This window comes from Streptomyces sp. NBRC 109706, from assembly GCF_000974485.1.
Taxonomy (GTDB): Bacteria; Actinomycetota; Actinomycetes; order Streptomycetales; family Streptomycetaceae; genus Streptomyces.
Genome location: NZ_BBOM01000011.1, coordinates 410,069 through 428,124 on the forward strand (window position 1 = coordinate 410,069; position 18,056 = coordinate 428,124).

At 72.2% G+C, this 18,056-nt stretch carries 16 protein-coding genes and 1 riboswitch; of the genes, 10 read left to right on the top strand and 6 right to left on the bottom strand.

Annotated features, from left to right (window positions below; translation table 11 throughout):
* The first annotated feature begins 23 nt into the window (after positions 1 to 23).
* Positions 24 to 1,496, top strand: a complete 1,473-nt coding sequence (locus AOM46_RS26660) for a DNA polymerase IV (protein WP_078857208.1) — start codon at positions 24 to 26, stop codon at positions 1,494 to 1,496.
* Here AOM46_RS26660 and AOM46_RS26665 read toward each other — a convergent pair.
* Complete coding sequence (locus tag AOM46_RS26665) at positions 1,403 to 1,789, bottom strand: PRC-barrel domain-containing protein (protein WP_062215971.1); 387 nt, start codon at positions 1,787 to 1,789, stop codon at positions 1,403 to 1,405. The genes AOM46_RS26660 and AOM46_RS26665 overlap by 94 nt on opposite strands.
* Before the next feature lie 135 nt (positions 1,790 to 1,924).
* Positions 1,925 to 2,022: riboswitch (glycine riboswitch) on the top strand.
* Between the two features lie 179 nt (positions 2,023 to 2,201).
* Between AOM46_RS26665 and gcvP the strand changes: the two genes are divergently transcribed.
* Entirely contained in the window at positions 2,202 to 5,093 is a 2,892-nt protein-coding gene (gcvP, locus tag AOM46_RS26670) for an aminomethyl-transferring glycine dehydrogenase (RefSeq protein WP_062215974.1), read from the top strand.
* A gap of 66 nt (positions 5,094 to 5,159) precedes the next feature.
* Here gcvP and AOM46_RS26675 read toward each other — a convergent pair whose 3' ends face one another.
* Entirely contained in the window at positions 5,160 to 5,729 is a 570-nt protein-coding gene (locus tag AOM46_RS26675) for a hypothetical protein (protein WP_062215976.1), read from the bottom strand.
* Positions 5,730 to 6,001: 272 nt separating this feature from the next.
* Between AOM46_RS26675 and AOM46_RS26680 the strand changes: the two genes are divergently transcribed.
* Together AOM46_RS26680 and AOM46_RS26685 are read left to right on the top strand one after the other, a co-directional pair.
* Positions 6,002 to 7,489 carry a hypothetical protein gene (locus AOM46_RS26680; protein WP_062215977.1) on the top strand — a complete coding sequence of 496 codons (1,488 nt, stop codon included), beginning with the start codon at positions 6,002 to 6,004 and terminating at the stop codon, positions 7,487 to 7,489.
* A gap of 110 nt (positions 7,490 to 7,599) precedes the next feature.
* Positions 7,600 to 8,364 (top strand): CPBP family intramembrane glutamic endopeptidase, encoded by a 765-nt coding sequence (locus AOM46_RS26685; protein ID WP_062216286.1) that lies wholly within the window; start codon positions 7,600 to 7,602, stop codon positions 8,362 to 8,364.
* A 129-nt stretch (positions 8,365 to 8,493) separates the two neighbouring features.
* Here AOM46_RS26685 and AOM46_RS26690 read toward each other — a convergent pair whose 3' ends face one another.
* Both AOM46_RS26690 and AOM46_RS26695 read right to left on the bottom strand, forming a co-directional pair.
* On the bottom strand, positions 8,494 to 9,204 hold the full coding sequence (locus AOM46_RS26690) for a DUF4232 domain-containing protein (protein WP_062215979.1): 711 nt from the start codon (positions 9,202 to 9,204) through the stop codon (positions 8,494 to 8,496).
* Between the two features lie 182 nt (positions 9,205 to 9,386).
* Positions 9,387 to 10,049 carry a pyridoxamine 5'-phosphate oxidase family protein gene (locus tag AOM46_RS26695; protein WP_062216288.1) on the bottom strand — a complete coding sequence of 221 codons (663 nt, stop codon included), beginning with the start codon at positions 10,047 to 10,049 and terminating at the stop codon, positions 9,387 to 9,389.
* 61 nt (positions 10,050 to 10,110) lie between these two features.
* Between AOM46_RS26695 and AOM46_RS26700 the strand changes: the two genes are divergently transcribed.
* From AOM46_RS26700 to AOM46_RS26710, 3 genes are all read left to right on the top strand, one after another.
* Complete coding sequence (locus AOM46_RS26700; RefSeq protein WP_062216290.1) at positions 10,111 to 11,442, top strand: aminotransferase class I/II-fold pyridoxal phosphate-dependent enzyme; 1,332 nt, start codon at positions 10,111 to 10,113, stop codon at positions 11,440 to 11,442.
* 62 nt (positions 11,443 to 11,504) lie between these two features.
* Positions 11,505 to 12,404 carry a LysR family transcriptional regulator gene (locus AOM46_RS26705; protein ID WP_062215981.1) on the top strand — a complete coding sequence of 300 codons (900 nt, stop codon included), beginning with the start codon at positions 11,505 to 11,507 and terminating at the stop codon, positions 12,402 to 12,404.
* 143 nt (positions 12,405 to 12,547) lie between these two features.
* A complete protein-coding gene (locus tag AOM46_RS26710; RefSeq protein WP_062215983.1) occupies positions 12,548 to 13,012 on the top strand; it encodes a MarR family winged helix-turn-helix transcriptional regulator in 465 nt (154 codons plus the stop codon).
* Positions 13,013 to 13,018: 6 nt separating this feature from the next.
* Here AOM46_RS26710 and AOM46_RS26715 read toward each other — a convergent pair whose 3' ends face one another.
* Entirely contained in the window at positions 13,019 to 13,864 is an 846-nt protein-coding gene (locus tag AOM46_RS26715; protein ID WP_062216292.1) for an NAD(P)H-binding protein, read from the bottom strand.
* Between the two features lie 105 nt (positions 13,865 to 13,969).
* Between AOM46_RS26715 and AOM46_RS26720 the strand changes: the two genes are divergently transcribed.
* Both AOM46_RS26720 and AOM46_RS26725 read left to right on the top strand, forming a co-directional pair.
* Positions 13,970 to 14,398: a helix-turn-helix domain-containing protein gene (locus AOM46_RS26720; RefSeq protein ID WP_062215986.1), complete on the top strand. Its 429-nt coding sequence runs from the start codon at positions 13,970 to 13,972 to the stop codon at positions 14,396 to 14,398.
* 1,079 nt (positions 14,399 to 15,477) lie between these two features.
* A complete protein-coding gene (locus tag AOM46_RS26725) occupies positions 15,478 to 16,665 on the top strand; it encodes a glycoside hydrolase family 64 protein (protein WP_062215988.1) in 1,188 nt (395 codons plus the stop codon).
* A 71-nt stretch (positions 16,666 to 16,736) separates the two neighbouring features.
* Here AOM46_RS26725 and AOM46_RS26730 read toward each other — a convergent pair whose 3' ends face one another.
* Positions 16,737 to 17,162: a Rieske (2Fe-2S) protein gene (locus tag AOM46_RS26730; protein WP_062215990.1), complete on the bottom strand. Its 426-nt coding sequence runs from the start codon at positions 17,160 to 17,162 to the stop codon at positions 16,737 to 16,739.
* A 522-nt stretch (positions 17,163 to 17,684) separates the two neighbouring features.
* Here AOM46_RS26730 and AOM46_RS35630 point away from each other — a divergent pair.
* Complete coding sequence (locus AOM46_RS35630) at positions 17,685 to 18,032, top strand: hypothetical protein (RefSeq protein ID WP_234314017.1); 348 nt, start codon at positions 17,685 to 17,687, stop codon at positions 18,030 to 18,032.
* Positions 18,033 to 18,056 lie beyond the last annotated feature (24 nt).

Consider the following 18,056-nt stretch of genomic DNA (forward strand, 5'->3'; position numbering starts at 1 on the left):
TGCCGTAGGGCACCATCGGACGGGTGAGGGGACAGCCAACCATCCTGCACCTCGACATGGACGCCTTCTACGCCTCGGTGGAGCAGGCGGCCAAGCCGAGCCTGCGGGGGAAGCCGGTGATCGTCGGCGGCATCGGGCCGCGCGGCGTGGTGGCCACGGCTTCCTACGAGGCGCGTCGGTTCGGGGTCCGCTCGGCGATGCCCACCGCGCAGGCGCGCCGGCTCTGTCCGCACGGCGCGTATCTGGTGCCCAGGTTCGAGGTCTACCGGGCGGTCAGCGAGCGGGTGATGGGGCTGCTGGCCCGGCTCTCCCCGCTGGTCGAACCGCTCAGCCTGGACGAGGCGTTCGTCGATCTGGCCGCCGGGGCCAGCGCGGCCACGGCCGCCGAGGCGCTGGCCGTGGGGGAGCGGCTGCGGGCCGAGATCGTCGCCGCCACGGGGGTCACCGGCTCGGTCGGTCTGGCCGGCGCCAAGATGCTGGCCAAGATCGCCTCGGAGCGGGCCAAGCCCGACGGCCTGGTGCTGATCGAGCCGGGCCGGGAGCGCGAGTTGCTGGCCCCGCTGCCGGTCCGCACCCTGCCAGGCGTCGGCCCGGCCACGGCCGAGGTGCTGCGCCGGGTCGGGATCCACACCATCGAGGAGACGGTGGAGGCCGGCGAGGCGGAGCTGCTGCGGTTGCTGGGCAAGGCCCATGGCGGCGGTCTCTTCCGGATGGCGCTCGGCATCGACGACCGGCCGGTGGTGGCCGAGCGGGACACCAAGTCCGTCTCCGTGGAGGACACCTTCGAGGTGGATGTGACGGACCGGGCGCGGATCAGGTTCGAGGTGAGCCGGCTCGCCGAGCGCTGCGTGGGGCGGCTGCGGTCCGCCGGCCGCTCGGGTCGCACGGTGGTCCTCAAGGTCCGGCGTTACGACTTCAGCACGCTGACCCGCTCCGAGACGCTGCGCGGCCCCACGGACGATCCCGTGGTGGTGCGGGAGGCCGCCGAGCGGCTGCTGGAGAGCGTCGACACCACGGAGGGGGTCAGGCTGCTGGGCGTCGGCGTCAGCGGGCTGGCCGACTTCACCCAGGAGGATCTTTTCGCGCAGAGCGCCCAGAGCGCCCGGCGCGCGGGGGACGGCCCGTCGGTCGACGTGCCCCCGGCGGACGAGGCCGGCGGCGAGGAGGGCCCGTCCGCGCCGCCGGAGGACGCCCCCGACCGGCGTTGGCTGCCGGGCCTCGATGTGGCGCACGAGAGGTTCGGCCCCGGCTGGGTGCAGGGCAGCGGAGTCGGCCGGGTCACGGTCCGCTTCGAGCGCCCGGGCGACGTCCGGCCCGGTCGGGTGCGCACCTTCGGCGTGGACGACGCGGAGCTGCGCCGGGGGACGCCGCTGCCGCTGGTGCCCGAGGTGGCGGCGGCCGGTCAGCTCTCCGCCTCCTCCGAGCCGGCCAGCCGGCCGAAGTCGACATCCCCCGAGGGCGTTCCGTCCCCCTCCGCCGGCAGGTCGAGGCCGTAGTGGCGGTAGAGCTGGAGTTCCTGCTCGGGCGAGAGATGGCGGCCCACGCCCAGATCAGGGGCCCGCCGGATCAGCGCCCGGTCGAACGGCACCCGGAGGGCGTTGCCGACCAGCTCGCTGGGTTCCAGCGGCACAAAGGCATCCCGGGTGAAGAGGCCGGTGCGCACCGCCGCCCACTCGGGGACGCCGGTCGCGTCGTCCAGATACACCTCGTCCACGGTGCCGATCTTGTCGCCATGGCGGTCCAGCGCCTTGCGGCCGATCAGACTGCGTGGATCGATATCGGTTTGCACGGTTCCTCCAGCTGATCGCCCGGGACGCTACGAACCCCTCCCTGTCTCCTACCCAAGGGCACAAACCGGTGCTCGGCCAGTCGACGGCCACCCTTAGCGGGCGGGGCTGCCGCTGGTAGTCTCGAAGGCGGTTGACAACCTCGCGCGGGAGAGTCCTGTCGTCCTCGGACGGCCGGCGCCGAAGGAGCAAATCCTCCCCGGAATCTCTCAGGCCCCCGTACCGCGCGGGCGAAACCACTCTGGAAAGCAGGACGCGTGCGCGGCGTCGCCTCGCGGGTGTCCTCACCGACGGTGCAAGCCCGGCGCGGTGGCGCGGGGTGAAGCTCTCAGGTCGTATGACAGAGGGGGAGGCAGTCAGGCATCGCCGCCTGGCGCCCCGTAGGTCGCCCACGGCCACAAGGAGCCTCCACTGATGACCGCGCACCCGACGTCGTTGACTGCCCTGGAGCAGGGCATCCCGTTCGCCGACCGGCATATCGGCCCGGACGGGGCCGCCGAGGCGAAGATGCTGGCCCAGGTGGGGTTCGGCTCGCTGGACGAGCTCACCGCCGCCGCCGTGCCGGAGACCATCGCGAGCACCGAGGCGCTGCGGCTGCCCGACGCCCGCGACGAGGCCGCCGTGCTGGCCGAGCTGCGGGAGTTGGCCTCCCGTAACACCGTGCTGCACTCCATGATCGGCCTCGGCTACTACGGCACCTTCACGCCGCCGGTCATCCAGCGCAACGTGCTGGAGAACCCGGCCTGGTACACCGCCTACACGCCGTACCAGCCGGAGATCTCCCAGGGGCGCCTTGAGGCGCTGCTGAACTTCCAGACCGTGGTGGCCGACCTCACCGGGCTGCCGACGGCCGGTGCCTCGCTGCTCGACGAGGGCACGGCGGCGGCCGAGGCGATGGCGCTCTCCCGCCGGGTCGGCAAGGTGAAGGACGGCCTGTTCCTGGTGGACGCCGACTGCCTGCCGCAGACCATCGAGGTGGTGCGGACCAGGGCCGAGCCGACCGGTGTCGAGGTGCTGGTGACCGACCTGGGCGAGGGGATCCCCGCGGCGGCCGCCGAGCGCGGCGTGTTCGGGGTGCTGCTGCAGTACCCGGGGGCCTCGGGCGCCGTGCGCGACCCGCGCCCGGTGATCGAGGAGGCGCACGCGCTGGGCGCGGTGGTCACCGTCGCCGCCGATCTGCTGGCCCTCACCCTGCTGGCCTCGCCCGGGTCGCTGGGCGCCGACATCGCGGTCGGCTCCAGCCAGCGCTTCGGGGTGCCGATGGCCTTCGGCGGCCCGCACGCCGGGTTCATGGCCGTGCGCGACAGCTACGCCCGCAATCTGCCCGGGCGTCTGGTCGGGGTCTCCAGGGACGCGGTCGGCAAGCCCGCCTACCGGTTGGCGCTGCAGACCAGGGAGCAGCACATCCGGCGGGAGAAGGCCACCAGCAACATCTGTACCGCCCAGGTCCTGCTCGCCGTGATGGCCGGCCTCTACGCCGTCTACCACGGCCCCGAGGGGCTGGCCCTGATCGCCCGCCGCACCCACCGCTACGCGGCGCTGCTGGCCGCCGGGCTGCGCGAGGGCGGCGTCGAGGTGGCGCACGCGTCGTTCTTCGACACCGTCACCGCGACGGTGCCGGGGCGTGCCGGCGCGGTGGTCGCCGCCGCCCGGGAGGCGGGCGTCAACCTGCGCGAGATCGACGCCGACCGGGTCGGCATAGCCTGTGACGAGACCACCACCCGTGCCCAACTGGGCGTCGTCTGGGCGGCGTTCGGCGTGTCCGCCGGCGAGTCGGACATCCCGGGGCTGGACGCCAGGACCCCCGAGGCGCTGCCGGCCGAACTGGCCCGCCAGGACGCCTATCTGGAGCACCCGGTCTTCCACCAGCACCGCTCCGAGACGGCGATGCTGCGTTATCTCCGCCGGCTGGCCGACCGCGACTACGCGCTGGACCGGGGCATGATCCCGCTGGGCTCCTGCACGATGAAGCTCAACGCCACGGTGGAGATGGCGCCGATCACCTGGCCCGAGTTCGCCGGGCTGCACCCCTTCGCCCCGATCGACCAGGCCGGCGGCTATCTCGCGCTGATCCGCGAACTGGAGGCGCGGCTCGCGGAGATCACCGGCTATGACGCCGTCTCGCTCCAGCCCAACGCCGGCTCCCAGGGCGAGTTGGCCGGCCTGCTGGCCGTCCGCGCGCACCACCGGGCGAACGGCCAGCCGCAGCGGACGGTCTGCCTGATCCCGTCCTCGGCGCACGGCACCAACGCCGCCAGCGCGGTGCTGGCCGGGATGCGGGTGGTGGTGGTCGCCACCAGCGAGAGCGGCGATGTGGACGTCGCCGACCTGCACGCCAAGATCGACCGGCACCGCGACGAGTTGGCGGTGCTGATGGTCACCTACCCGTCCACCCACGGCGTGTTCGAGGAGCGGATCACCGACATCTGCGCCGCGGTGCACGATGCCGGCGGGCAGGTCTATGTGGACGGCGCCAACCTCAACGCGCTGGTGGGGCTGGCCAAGCCGGGCCGTTTCGGCGCCGATGTCTCGCACCTCAACCTGCACAAGACCTTCTGCATCCCGCACGGCGGCGGTGGCCCGGGCGTCGGCCCGGTCGCCGTCCGGGCGCATCTGGCCCCCTATCTGCCGGGCCACCCCGCGCAGCCGGACGCGGGGCCCGAGGGGAGCGGGCCCGTCTCGGCCGCGCCCTGGGGCTCGGCCGGGATCCTGCCGATCTCCTGGGCGTATGTGCGGCTGATGGGCGCCGCCGGGCTGCGCCGCGCGACCCAGATGGCGGTGCTCGGCGCCAACTACCTGGCCAAGCGCCTTGAGCCGCACTACCCGGTGCTCTACACGGGGCCCGCCGGACTGGTGGCGCACGAGTGCGTGATCGATGTGCGGCCGTTGACCAAGGCCACCGGCGTCACCATCGACGATGTGGCCAAGCGACTGGTCGACTACGGTTTCCACGCGCCGACGATGTCCTTCCCGGTCGCCGGCACGCTGATGATCGAGCCCACGGAGAGCGAGGACCTGGCCGAACTCGACCGGTTCTGCGAGGCGATGATCGCCATTCGTGGGGAGATCGACCGCGTCGCGTCGGGGGAGTGGCCGGCGGACGACAACCCGTTGGTCAACGCCCCGCACACCGCCGAGCAGTTGAGCGGCGACTGGCCGCACCCGTACCCGAGGCGGACGGCGGCCTATCCGGTCGACGCCACCAGGGACGCCAAGTACTGGCCCCCGGTGCGCAGGATCGACGGCGCCTTCGGCGACCGCAACCTGGTCTGCTCCTGCCCGCCCATCGAGGAGTACGCCGACTGACGGGCGCACCGCGAGGGGCCGGTCGCGCTGGGCGCGCGCCGGCCCCGGCGGAACGTTACGGCGTGGTCAGCTGGCCAGGCCCAGGGGCGCGAGCCGGTTGGCCACCAACGAGACCAGCGCGTCCACCGTGATCAGACGCTCGGCCGCGATACCCGGCGGCGCCGGCGCGAGCGGGATCAGCAAATCGCTCGGCGCGGGGCTGCCCGTGGCCGGGTCCGCGTCCGGGTCGGGATGGAGCCAGAGGGTGAGCATGTACAGCTCGGGCACCGAGAGCAGCCGGGGCTGATAGGCGAGCGGTTGCTCGTCGGCCAGCCGCAGGGCGCGCTCCGTGGAGGCGATATAGGGCCCCTCACCGAAGTGTGAGAAGGCCCAACCCTCCGGCGTGACCTCGCATTCGGCCGTGCCCACGGACACTCCCTCCCGCGCCAGCAGATAGCGCCAGCCGGTCAGCCGCGCGGAGGGCGGCTCGGTCGGGACGGTCAGCCGCTCCAGCCGGTGGACGGGGAGCGGGAACGTGGGGAGCAGTTCGCCTCGGTCGAAGCGGAGGTTTCTCGGGGCCGGTACGGTGGCCGAACGCAGAGCGGTGTGGATGGTGGTCGCCACGGCCTCGGGAGCCTGGGGGTTGTGCAGGGGCATGATGGGTCGCCTCTCGCTTTGGAGTAGGTCGCCTCTGATAGGAGACACGCCGTACCCTCGATTTTATACGAGGCTTGTTTGTGCTGTGTTTCCACTAGCCATACCGCGGTGTTTCAGCAAGGGTAAATTAAGCCGCCAAAAGGGGCGTAGCGCCCTGTTTCATGCCGGTGGAATATGCCGTAACCGTGTGGGACCCGTTGGCGCCCTGGTGTTACCTCGGGCGTGACGTGGGCAGGATCCCGGGCGCATCGCTCGACGGAGGAGGTGCTCCCATGGGGGAGAAGGTCGCGGCCGACCGGTTCGATCTGATGGCCCGAGGGCGCTTCAGGGAGAGACTGCTCGGCTGTCTCGACGCACTGGGGACGCTGTTGCGCGAGGAGCGCTTCCACGGTCCGAGAGACCGGGTCGGGGTCGAGGTCGAACTGTCCCTGGCCGATTCCGACGGGTCGCCACGAATGGTCAACGAGGACGTTCTTGGCCGAATGGCGACCAGGGATTTCCAGAGCGAGCTGGGCAAATTCACCATTGAGCTGAATATGTCACCGCGCGAGCTGTCCGGCGGTGTGTTCGAGGATATGGCCGAAGAGCTGCGGATCGCGCTCGGGTACGCCGATCGAATGGCGGACGAATTCGGTGCCCAGGTGGTGATGATCGGTGTGCTGCCCACCGTCACCGCCGAGCAGATGGTGCCGGGCAGCCTGTCCCCCGGGGACCGCTACACGCTGTTGAACGACCAGATCATGGCGGCCAGGGGCGAGTCCATCAGCCTCGACATCCAGGGCGCCGAACGGCTCACCTGCACCTTCGAGTCGATAGCCCCCGAATCGGCCTGCACCTCCGTGCAGTTCCATCTCCAGGTCACCCCGGAGCGCTTCGCGCCCCTCTGGAACGCGGCCCAGGTCGCCGCCGCAGCGCAGATCGCGGTGGGGGCCAACGCGCCGTTCGTCCTCGGGCGCGAGCTGTGGCACGATTCGCGCCCCCCGTTCTTCCTCCAGGCCACCGACGCCAGGCCGCCCGAGTTGGCGGCCCAGGGCGTACGCCCGCGCGCCTGGTTCGGGGAGCGGTGGATAGACGGGGTGGCCGACCTCTTCGAGGAGAACATCCGCTACTTCCCCGCCCTGTTGCCGCTCAGCGGCGAGGAGGACCCGCAGGCCGTGCTGCGCGCCGGCGGGGTGCCGGCGCTCGGCGAGCTGGCGCTGCACAACGGCACGGTCTACCGCTGGAACCGACCGGTCTACGCCGTGGTCGACGGCGTGCCCCATCTGCGGGTCGAGAACCGCGTGCTGTCCACCGGACCCACCGTGACGGACACCGTGGCCAACGCCGCCTTCTACTACGGACTGGTGCGGGCGCTGGCCGACGATCCCGAACCGGTGTGGCGGCGGCTGGCGTTCGCCGACGCGGAGGCCAACTTCCAGGCCGCCTGCCGCCATGGCATCGGCGCCCGGCTCGCCTGGCCGGCGCCCGGCGGCACCGCCGCGCGCCCGGCGGCCGAGTTGATCGCCGACACGCTGCTGCCGCTGGCCGCCTCCGGCCTGGACGCCTGGGGGGTGGCCCCGTCCGACCGGGACCGCTATCTCTCGGTGATCGAGGGGCGGTGCCGGCGCGGGCTCACCGGGGCGGGCTGGCAGACTCGGACCTACCACCAGCTGGTGGACGACGGAAAGGACCGGGCGACGGCCCTGCGGGACCTCGTGCGGCGGTACTGCGAACTGGCGCGGACCGACACCCCCGTGCACGACTGGCCGAGCCGGCCCTGACGGCGATCGGCCGTGCGCGATGGTGCGCGGACGGCTGCCGGACGGGAGGCGGAGTGCGGCTTACGCGACACGGTGGCCAGGCGGCGCGGCTCGACGGCGGCCCCGACCCCCTGCCGGCGCGGGCCCTGCGCCATGAACTGCTGCTGGTGCTCGGCGTTTCGCTGGGGGCCAGCGCGATCCGGGCCCTGGTCAGCTTCACCGGGGTGCTCACCCGCCCCGGCGGGCTGAGCGACCACGCGGCCAATCTCAACTCCTCGCGGGCCCCCGACCGACCCTGGCTGGATCTGGCCTGGCAACTGGTCGGCATCGGCACCGCCCTGGTGCCGGTGGCCCTGGTGGCCCATCTGCTGCTGCGGGAGTACGGCTACCGGGGCGGCGGGATGCGGCTGATCGGCTTCGACACCACCAGGACCCGGTTCGACCTGGCGTGGGGCGCGGTGGTGGCGGCCGGGATCGGCGGCAGCGGGCTGGCGCTCTACCTCGGCGCACACGCCGCCGGGGCCAACCTCACGGTGGTGCCGGAATCGCTCCCCGACGTCTGGTGGAAGTACCCGGTGCTGATCGCCTCCGCCGTGCAGAACTCCGTGCTGGAGGAGGTGATCGTGGTCGGCTTTCTGCTGCGCCGGCTCGACCAGCTCGGCTGGTCCCCGCTGGGCGCCCTGACCGCCAGCGCGCTGCTGCGCGGCACCTACCACCTCTACCAGGGCATCGGCGGCTTCTTCGGCAATGTGGCGATGGGCGTGATCTTCGTCTGGCTCTACCGGCGCTGGGGGCGTGTGATGCCGCTGGTGGTCGCGCATGCCCTGATCGATATCGTCGCCTTTGTCGGCTACGGGCTGCTGGCCGGCCGCGTCGGCTGGCTCCCCACCGCGTGACGGCCTCCGGCCCGCGCGGCGACGGGCGGGAGGCGGGGGGCCGGGTGGATCGGGACCGCGGAGGGACGCCCGCGCCGCCTCGGCCCTGATCCCGAGGAGGCGCGGGGCGTCACCGTCCGTCCGGCCGGGCTACGGACCCTCGCCCTCGGCCAGCGGCAGGGCCTCGATCCGGCCAGGGCCGCAGACCGCGCCCAACTCCCAGTCGGCCGGGGTCGCGTCATAGGTGTCCGGCGGTATGACCCGTAGCGCCGTGGGCTCAGGGCCGCAGCCGCCGTCCGCCGGATCGGCCGACCCGGGCACCACCGTCCAGCGCAGCTGGGCCCAGGCGCTCTCGCCCGGGGCCAGCGTCAGGGGGACGGCCGCCCTGGAGTCGTCACGAACCGTTTCGGTGGGGAGCGCCGCGCCGTCGGCGGCGGCCAGCTCCAGGCCCGGCCAACCCTGGGTGCGGCAGGCGGCGTCCGTGGTGTTGGTGAGGACCAGCGCCGCGTAACGGTTGCCGGCGCCGGCGTCCAGCGGGGTCACCTCGGCGGCCAGCGCCTCGGTGGCGCACCAGTCGTCCGCTTCGGCCTGTTCGGACTGAGGGCGGCGGTCGGGGGAGCCGGACTCCGGCTCTGCCGCCGCTTCGGCTTCCGCTTCGGACGCGGCGTTCGCGTTCGCGTCGGTGTTCGCGTCGGTTTCTGCCTGCTGGTCGGACTGGGAGGTGTGTTCCAGGGCGCCGTCGTCGGCGGCCCGGTCGCCCGTGCCGCAGCCGGTCGCGACCAGGGCGGCGAGCACCACCAACGCGGCGCCGGCGATGGGACGGAAACGGAGACGAGGGGGATGGGAGGGGAGGGGAACCATCTTTCCTCCGGAGGGGATTCGGCTGGATGCGGAGGAGCGCTGTCTGGTCCGACGTGGGGACGGCGTCCGGGGTTCCCCTCCCGGCCCCCTCGCCGGGTGGTGCGGAGGCGTTGAAGGGCGCGTTCCGCCGCCCCGCGCGCCGGTGTGTTCCGCGCGCCGGCGCGCGGGGCCGAGGCTCGGGATCAGGCGCCGACGGGCTGCCGCAGATAGTCGGGCAGCGGCGCGGAGGAGCCGCCGTCCTGGGCCGGCAGCGGGGTTCCATAGGCCAGCTGGACCGGCAACACCCCGCTCCAGTGCGGCAGTTCGAGATCCGCCGGATCGTCGTTCGGGCCGCCGGTGCGCACCTTGGCTGAGACCTCCATCAGGTCCAGCTCCAGCACGGCGGTGGCGGCCAACTCCTTGGCGTTGGCCGGGCGGCAGTCAGCCGAGCGGCCGGCCACCACCGAGTCCACCAGGGCGTCGAGCGCCGTCCTGGCCAGCGCCTCGTCGGTGATCCGGCGGGCGGTGCCGTGCACCACCACCGAGCGGTAGTTGATGGAGTGGTGAAACGCGGACCTGGCCAGCACCAGCCCGTCGACCTGGGTCACCGTCACACAGACCGGCTGCTCCGGCGCGCGCAGGGCGCGTGCTCCGGTCGACCCGTGGAGGTAGAGCCGCTCGCCCAGCCGCGCGTAGAGCGTCGGCAGCACCACAGGCTGTCCCTCGGCGACAAAGCCGAGATGGCACAGATAGCCCGCGTCCAGGACGGAGTGCACCAACTCCCGGTCGTAGGAGACCCGTTGCCTGGCCCGGCTGGGGGTGGTCCGCTCGGTCCTCGGATAGCTGGGGGATTCGGTGGCCGACATGATCACTCCCTGTGGTGGTTCCTTCTTGCGCGGCGTATTGCACTAGTGCATAATGCCGTTTGTGCTAGAAGGTTATCGGATCGAAGGGCGTGGCGCCGCCGAAATTGCGGCCAGCGTCGAGCTGGCCATTGGTGACGGCTCCCTGCTGCCCGGCCAACCACTCCCGCCCCTACGGGAGTTGGCCGCCGAATTGGGCGTCAACGCCAATACCGTCGCCGCCGCCTACCGGACGCTGCGCGATCGCGGCGTGATCGAGACCGCGGGCCGGCGCGGCAGCCGGGTGCGGGCGCGCCCCGCCAGCGCGCCGCGCGAGGCGCTGCCGTTCGCGCTCCCGCCCGGCGTCCGGAACGTCTCCGAGGGCAACCCGGATCCGGCGCTGCTGCCTCCCCTGGCCGACGCGCTCGCCGCCGCCGCCGAGCACGCCCGGCACGCGCCGACGCTCTACGGCGCCCCCGCCGTCGACCCGGAGTTGGGCGAGCTGGCCCGCGCCCGGCTGGACGCGGACGGTGTGCCGGAGGGGCCGATCGCCGTCACCTCCGGAGCGCTCGACAGCATCGAACGCGTGCTCTCCGCCTGGCTGCGGCCCGGCGACGCCATCGCCGTCGAGGATCCGGGATGGGGCGCGCTGTTGGATCTGGTGCCCGCGTTGGGGCTGCGCGCCCTGCCGTGCGAGACGGACGACGAGGGGCCGGTGCCCGAGGCGTGCGAACGCGCCCTGCGCGCGGGCGCCCGCGCCCTGGTGGTGACCGCCCGCGCGCAGAACCCGTCGGGCGCCGCGGTCACGCCGGCGCGCGCCGCCGAGTTGCGCGCCCTGCTGGCCCGGCACCCCGAGGTCCTGGTGATCGAGGACGACCACGGCCGGGACATCGTCCGCCAACCGCTCGCCCCCGTGGTGGGCGGCACGGAGCGCTGGGCGTTTGTGCACTCGCTCTCCAAGGCGTACGGGCCCGACCTCCGGGTGGCCGTGCTCACCGGGGACCGGACCACGGTCGACCGGGTGCGCGGACGCCAGCGCCTCGGCCCAGGCTGGGTCAGCCGGCTGCTGCAACGGGCCGCCGCGCACCTGTGGAGCACCGAGGCCATCGACCCGGCCCGGGTCGCCGCCGTCTACGACGCCCGCCGCGAGGCGCTGATCGCGGCCCTGGCCGAACGGGGGGTGGCCGCCCGGGGGCGCGGCGGCCTGAACGTCTGGGTCCCGGTGCCGGACGAGACGGCCGCCGTCGCCCAACTGCTCCGCGCCGGCTGGGCGGTGGCGCCGGGCGCCAGGTTCCGGCTGGCCACACCCCCCGGCGTCCGCCTCACCACGGCCACCCTGGCGAGCGCCGAAGCGGAGGAGCTGGCGGCGGCGGTCGCCGATGCGCTCCGCCCGCCCACCGTGCGGCGCCTCGGCTGAGCGGGGCCGGCTATGTGTAGCACCAGGAAGGCGACAGCCGTGAACTGTGTAGCATCGCTGACATGTTGAATCTGGACCGGCTACGGGTGCTCTACGCCGTGCGCAGCCATGGCTCGGTCAGCGCCGCCGCCCTGGCTCTCCGGGTGACCACCTCGGCGGTCTCCCAGCAGATGGCCAAGCTGGAACGGGAGACCGGGCAGCGGTTGTTGGCCAAGAGCGGCCGCGGGGTGCGGCTCACCGACGCGGGCCGGCTCCTCGCCGAACACGCCGAACGCATCCTGTCCCAGGTCGAGATGGCCCACGCCGACCTGGAGGCCCAACGCGGACAGGCCGTCGGCGAGCTGCGGGTGGGCGCGTTCGCCACCGCCGCCCGGGGGCTGTTCCCCGCCGCGCTCGCCATCCTCCGCGGCGCCCACCCCCAACTGCGGCCCACGCTCAGCGAGATGGAGCCCGAGGCGGCGCTGCGGGTGCTGGCGCGCGGCGATATCGACCTGGCCGTGGTGCTCGACTGGTACAACCGCCCGCTGGCGCTGCCCGGCGAACTCGCCCGGATCACCCTCTTCGACGATGTGGCCGATATCGCGCTGCCCGTCGACCATCCGCTCGCCGACCGGAACGAGGTGGACCTCGCCGAGCTCGCGGACGAACGCTGGGTCTCCTGGCCGCCGGGCGCGATCTGCCACGACTGGCTGATGTTCACCCTCAGGGGACGCGGCATCGAGCCCAGGATCGAGCACACCGCATTCGAACACCACACCCAACTGGCCCTGATAGCCGCCGGGTTGGGCGTCGCGGTCGCCCCCCGCCTCGGGCGCGCGCCGGTCCCGGACGGGGTGGCCCTGGTGCCGCTGCGCGGCAGCATCACCCGCCGCGTCTACGCGGTCTGGCGCGAGGGCTCGGACGGTCGCCCCTCGATCCGCGCCGCCGTCGCCGCACTGCGCGAGGTGTCCCCCGACCGATAGTCCGCCGACAGCCGATCGCGGCCCGAACGGTCGACCGCCCCGAGGAGCCGACCCGCCGATGTTGACCTCAAGCGAACTTGAGGTTCTACGGTCGTTCTACCAGCGACCCACGCATCAGCGACCGATCCCAGGGGGCACCACCCATGTCGACCCAACCCACCTCCGACGCCGAACTCGCCACCCAGCCGGCCGCATACGTGACCGGACTCGCCCATGACGCCATCATCTCCTTCACCCGCGCCCGGCAGGCCGAACGCGGCTTCACCCAGCCGCAGTTCTGGCTGCTGCGCAACCTGTCGAAGAACGACATCTCACCCGACGGCCACGGCATGACCATCCCCGAACTCCAGCACGCCATGAGCACCTACCTCAGGCCGGAGGACGATCTGACGGCAACGGCGGAGACCCTGCTGGAGCGCGGTTGGCTCACCCGCGACGGCGAGGGACGGCTGTGGATCACCACAGCGGGCGAGGAAGCCCGTGCCGAACTCAAACGACACGCCCCCGCCATCCGGGCCGCCATCCACGAGGGCATCGACGACGCCGACTACGCCACCACGGTCAGAGTGCTCCGGCGAATGATCCGGAACACCGGCCACCCCGCCTGACCACCGTTAACGGAACGCCTCGACGTTCTCGCGGGCCCAGTCCGCGAACGAACGGGGCGCCCGGCCGAGGACCCGTTCCACGTCCGGACTGAGCCGCAGCTCGATCGCGTTGGGCTCCCCGAGAACGGTCAATGTGGTCTCCACCACGGGTTCCGGCAGAAACGTGGCCATCCGCGCGTGCGCCTCGGCCCGGGTCAGCTCCACGAACTGCACCGGCACACCGAGGGCCGCGCCGATCGCCTCGGCCTGCTGCCGAGGCGTGATGGCCGTCGGCCCGTTCAACTCGTAGATCCGGCCGGCGTGTTCGTCCTTCCGCAGGGCCATGGCCGCGACCGCCGCGATGTCCACCGGGTCGATCACCGGAATCCCGACGTCGCCGAACGGCGCGGCAACGGTCCGCTCGGCGCGCACCGAGTCCGCCCAGGCCAGGGCGTTGGAGGAGAAACCACCCGGCCGCAGGATCGTCCAGGCCAGGCCCGATGCGCGCACCGCCTCCTGGATCGCCCGCCCAACGACCCCGTGCGAAGCCGACTCCGGCCTGCTCACCACCCCCTGCGAGGACAGCAGCACCACCCGTCGGACCCCGGCGTCCGCGACCACCTCCAACAGGGCACGCGGGTCGAGCCCCTGCCCGCCGGCGCCACCGTCGTGCAGAAAAAGAGCCTCGGCGCCGGCGAGGGCGGGCCGCAGGGTCTCCGGCACCGTCAGATCGGCCGCGACATGCCCGACCCCGCGCGGCGGATCCACCGGGCTCCGCCCCCTCGACACCGCCGTCACCCGCTCCCCGGCCTCCGCGAGGGCCCGCACCAACGGCCGTCCGACGTTCCCGGTGGCTCCGGTCACCACAATCATCATGAACTCCCTTGTCCGCGTTGTTCCTTGCGACGACCGGGACGCTAACAGCCTCCGTATAGTAGGTACCTAGAGGAAAGCGACTATCCCGGAAGGATGTGGCACATGGCCACGGAGGCGACCCGATGGGTCCCCGACGCCCTGGCCGACCCCGAGTCGGCCTGCCCGATCGCCCCGGTCGTGGACATCGTGTTCAGCCGCTGGACCACGCCGATCCTGTGGTCGCTGCACACGTTCGGCCGCCAGCGGTTCGTCGAGTTGGAACGCCGCATCGGGGGCATCACCCCCAAGGTGCTCACCCAACGCCTACGGCAGTTGGAGCGCGACGGACTGGTGATCCGCACCTACCACCCGGAGGTGCCGCCGCGCGTCGAATACGAGATCAGCGAACTCGGCCGCAGCCTCGCCCCCCTCTTCGCCCACCTCACCGAATGGGCGACCACCCACCTCCCCCACGTCGAACACTCCCGCACCCGCTACGACGCCGCAGCTGACCCCCCACCCCGAGCCCACCCACGCACCCCCCGGCGATAAGCCACACGCTCCCGCGACGGCGCGTACCCGCTGCCCCGTTCCGCATGGCGATGCGTGACGAAGCCCGGGGACGCACCGGAATGTGCATGCGTGAGGGCGTTGACGCGGGCGCACCTTACGCCGCGGCGTGCCCGTGCCCACGCGACTTCGCGCTTCGCGCGATGGCGCCGACACCAGCCGTGGCCACTGCGATTCCGCGCCTCCCGCGTGACCGCGTGCGTCCACGACCCCGTCCGGTCCCACTCAGGTTCGCACGTTTGCAGCGGTGTTCATGTTCGCCGGGTGTGCCGGGTGTGCCGGGTGTGCCGCTCCCGCGACGACGGTGCTCGCGCCCCAGCCTCCTCGCGAAGCGGCCCCCGGGTAGCCCCGCGTATCCATGACGGCCTTTACGATGACGCGTACCCGCGACGGCACTGCGCCCACCGAGACCGGTTCCGGCCCCGTTCGATCACGCACACGCATGCCGCGTCCACGTGACCGCATGCACCCGTCCCCGTGACGGCCGTTCCCCGGTCCGTTCAACCCCCCGCGTCCGCCGAGCTGTTCATGCCTGCCGCCCCCACGTGCCCGTACCTCGCGCGATCACCTGTACCTGTGCCGGCCGTTCGCTGGTCCCCTCACCCCCCCTCATCCGCCGGGGCGTTCATGCCTGCCGCGTCCATGTGGCTGCATGTGCCCGTACTTCGCACGATCACCCGTCCCCGTGGCGGCCGTTCGCTGGTCCGTTCAACCTCCCTCATCCGCCAGGGCGTTCATGCTCGCCGCCTCCACGTCGCCGTATGTGCCCTGCGCCCCACGTGCCCGTACTTCGCACGATCACCCGTCCCCGTGGCGGCCGTTCGCTGGTCCGTTCAACCTCCCTCATCCGCCAGGGCGTTCATGCCTGCCGCGTCCGCATCGCCGTATGTACCTGTACCCCCACGCACCCGCACCCCGTGCGACCACGCGTACCCGCGACGGCCCCCACGCCCCCGCGACGGCCCGGACCGAAGTATTGACAGGTACACGGCGCTACGGGACGGTGAGAGCGCTCTCAATCTTGAGAGCGCTCTCAGACGCCCGAGACAAGGAGGACAACGGTGTTCCGCTTGCGAAATATTCTGGTGGCCGCGGTCGCGAGCGCGGTCGTGGCGACGGGATTCACCGCCCTGGGCCCCGCGCCCGAGGCGGAGGCCGTGCCCGACACCATTCCGCTTACCATCACCAACAACTCAGGGCGTGACGAGCCCGTCTACCTCTACAACCTGGGCACCGAGCTGAGCAGCGGTCGGTTGGGCTACGCCGACGCGGACGGCACGTTCCACCCCTGGACGGGTGGTGGGAGCCCGCCGGTGCCGGCGCCGGACGCGTCGATTCCCGGGCCCGCCAACGGCGAGACCATCACCATCCAGATGCCGAAGTTCTCCGGCCGGGTCTACTTCGCCGTGGGCGAGAAGCTGCACTTCGCGCTCAGCGAGGACGGGCTGGTGCAGCCGGCGGTCCAGAACCCCGACGACCCCAACCGGAACATCCGGTTCAACTGGTCGGAGTACACGCTCAACGACGCCGGCCTGTGGATGAACAGCACGCAGGTGGACATGTTCACCGCGCCGTACTCGGTGGGCGTGCGGGAGTCCAACGGCACGGTGAGGACCACCGGGGAGTTGAAGCCCGGTGGCTACCAGGCGGTCTTCGACGGTGTGCGCGAGGCCGGTTGGGGCGATCTGGTGCACTCGGGCCCGGACGGGGAGCCGTTGCGGGTGCTGTCCCCGGGGCACGGCGTGGGCACCGGCGATGTGCCGGCCGACGTGCTCGGCGACTACATCGACCGGGTGTGGGACCACTACGCGTCCGCGACGTTGACCGTCACGCCGTTCTCGCACGAGCCCGACACCAAGTACTACGGGACCGTCGAGGGCGGGGTGATGAACTTCAGGGACGGCTCGGGCGCGGTGGTCACCAGCTTCGAGAAGCCGGACTCGGACAGCGTCTTCGGCTGCTACAAGCTGCTGGACGCGCCCAACGACCTGGTTCGTGGCCCGCTGTCCCGCACGCTGTGCGCCGCGTTCAACCGGACCACGCTGTTGACCAACTCCGAGCAGCCCGACCAGGACAACTCGGGCTTCTACCAGGACAGCGTGACCAACCACTACGCCCGCGAGGTCCACGAGGCGATGGTGGACGGCAGGGCGTACGCGTTCGCGTTCGACGACGTCGGCGCCCATGAGTCGCTGGTGCACGACGGCGATCCGGCCGAGGCGTTCATGACGTTCCTGCCGTACGACTGAGCACGACCGAGTGCCTGCCGCTCCCGGTGGACGGGTGACGTTCCGTCCACCGGGAGCGGGCGCTTCGGCGGTCAGCCCCGCAGGATGGTCCCGTCCCGCACCGTGATCGTCTCCGAGGTCAGCGGTGTGGTGGCCGGGCCCTCCAGCACGGTGCCGTCGGCGATGTCGAACCGGGAACCGTGACAGGTGCAGTTGATGGACCCGTCGGCCACCTCGGCGACCGGGCAGCCCTGGTGGGGGCAGATGGCCGAGAAGGCCGCGAAGGCGCCTTCGGCCGGCTGGGTCACCACCAGCTGCTGGTCGCTGAGGATCTTTCCGCCGCCGACCGGGATCTCCTCCGTGGTGGCCAACTCCTCGCCGTCTCCGCCGTCTCCGCCGTCTCCGCCGCCTCCGCCGTTGCCGTTGCCGTCGTCAGAGCCGCAGGCGGCCAGCGCCGCCGCGAGCCCCGCCGCACCCGCCACCACCGCCGCCCTGCGCGTGGTCACCGGACCGTTCATCGTGCATCCCCTTTCATGGGCAACTTCCACAGACAACTCTCGTGGACAACTTCCGTGCACAACCGTGGGGAACGCCGCGGTCCCTACCGTGGCCCCGCTGGTCCGTCCCGCCTACCCAGCCGCCGTGAGGGTAGCCGAGGGTGCCCCGCGCGGGGGCGTTCCGCGCCACGGGTCCGTCCGGGTAGGGGCGTCCGAACCGCCCGGTGGCACGAGGGTTTTGGCCAAGTCGACGGCCGGCCGGGCGGCCCGGAACGTGCGGTTCTCGGTGGGCCCGCCGCGCTCCCCGGCCTTCCGAACGTGAACGCGGCGGCGGACATCGTCGGCTTCGTGGGTACGGAAGGTTCGTTCAGATTTCATGTCGGGCCGGGGACGGGTGCTCCGGGCGGGGGTGCGGTCCGGGGGGCAAGGTGTGGTGAGTCCTCTCGGCGGGTGGCGTGAGGGGCTTGACCGGGGGCGAGGTTGTGCCCGGAGCAGACAGCGAACGGGCCCGTTCAGGCCCGAAACGGGCATCCGGCGGGCGAGGTGACCGGCGGGTATCGCCGGTGGTTCGACGCGTCGAACATTCCGTTTGAAATGTTTGCGGGCGCGAAGTTCTTTTACCGTCGGCTGATGGGCGGCGCGGTTCTGCTTGGCGAAGGCGAACAGCGGGATGATCGGTGGCGGCCGGACCCGCCAGTAGGGTGCGTCGGTGGGGCTGTTGACCCGCGCCCCGAATTCCCGCAGAAAAGTGGGGTGGTGCGGGCCGTGGGACAGCCGTTACCGTCGAACCAGATTCGGATTGCGGACCTCCTTGACAAGTCCGCGCTGTATTCGGTCATTCCGGGCGTCGCACGATTGACTTCCGAGTCGAGCCGCATGGCACTCTCATAGTCCACGCGAAGAGGACAAGGTCCA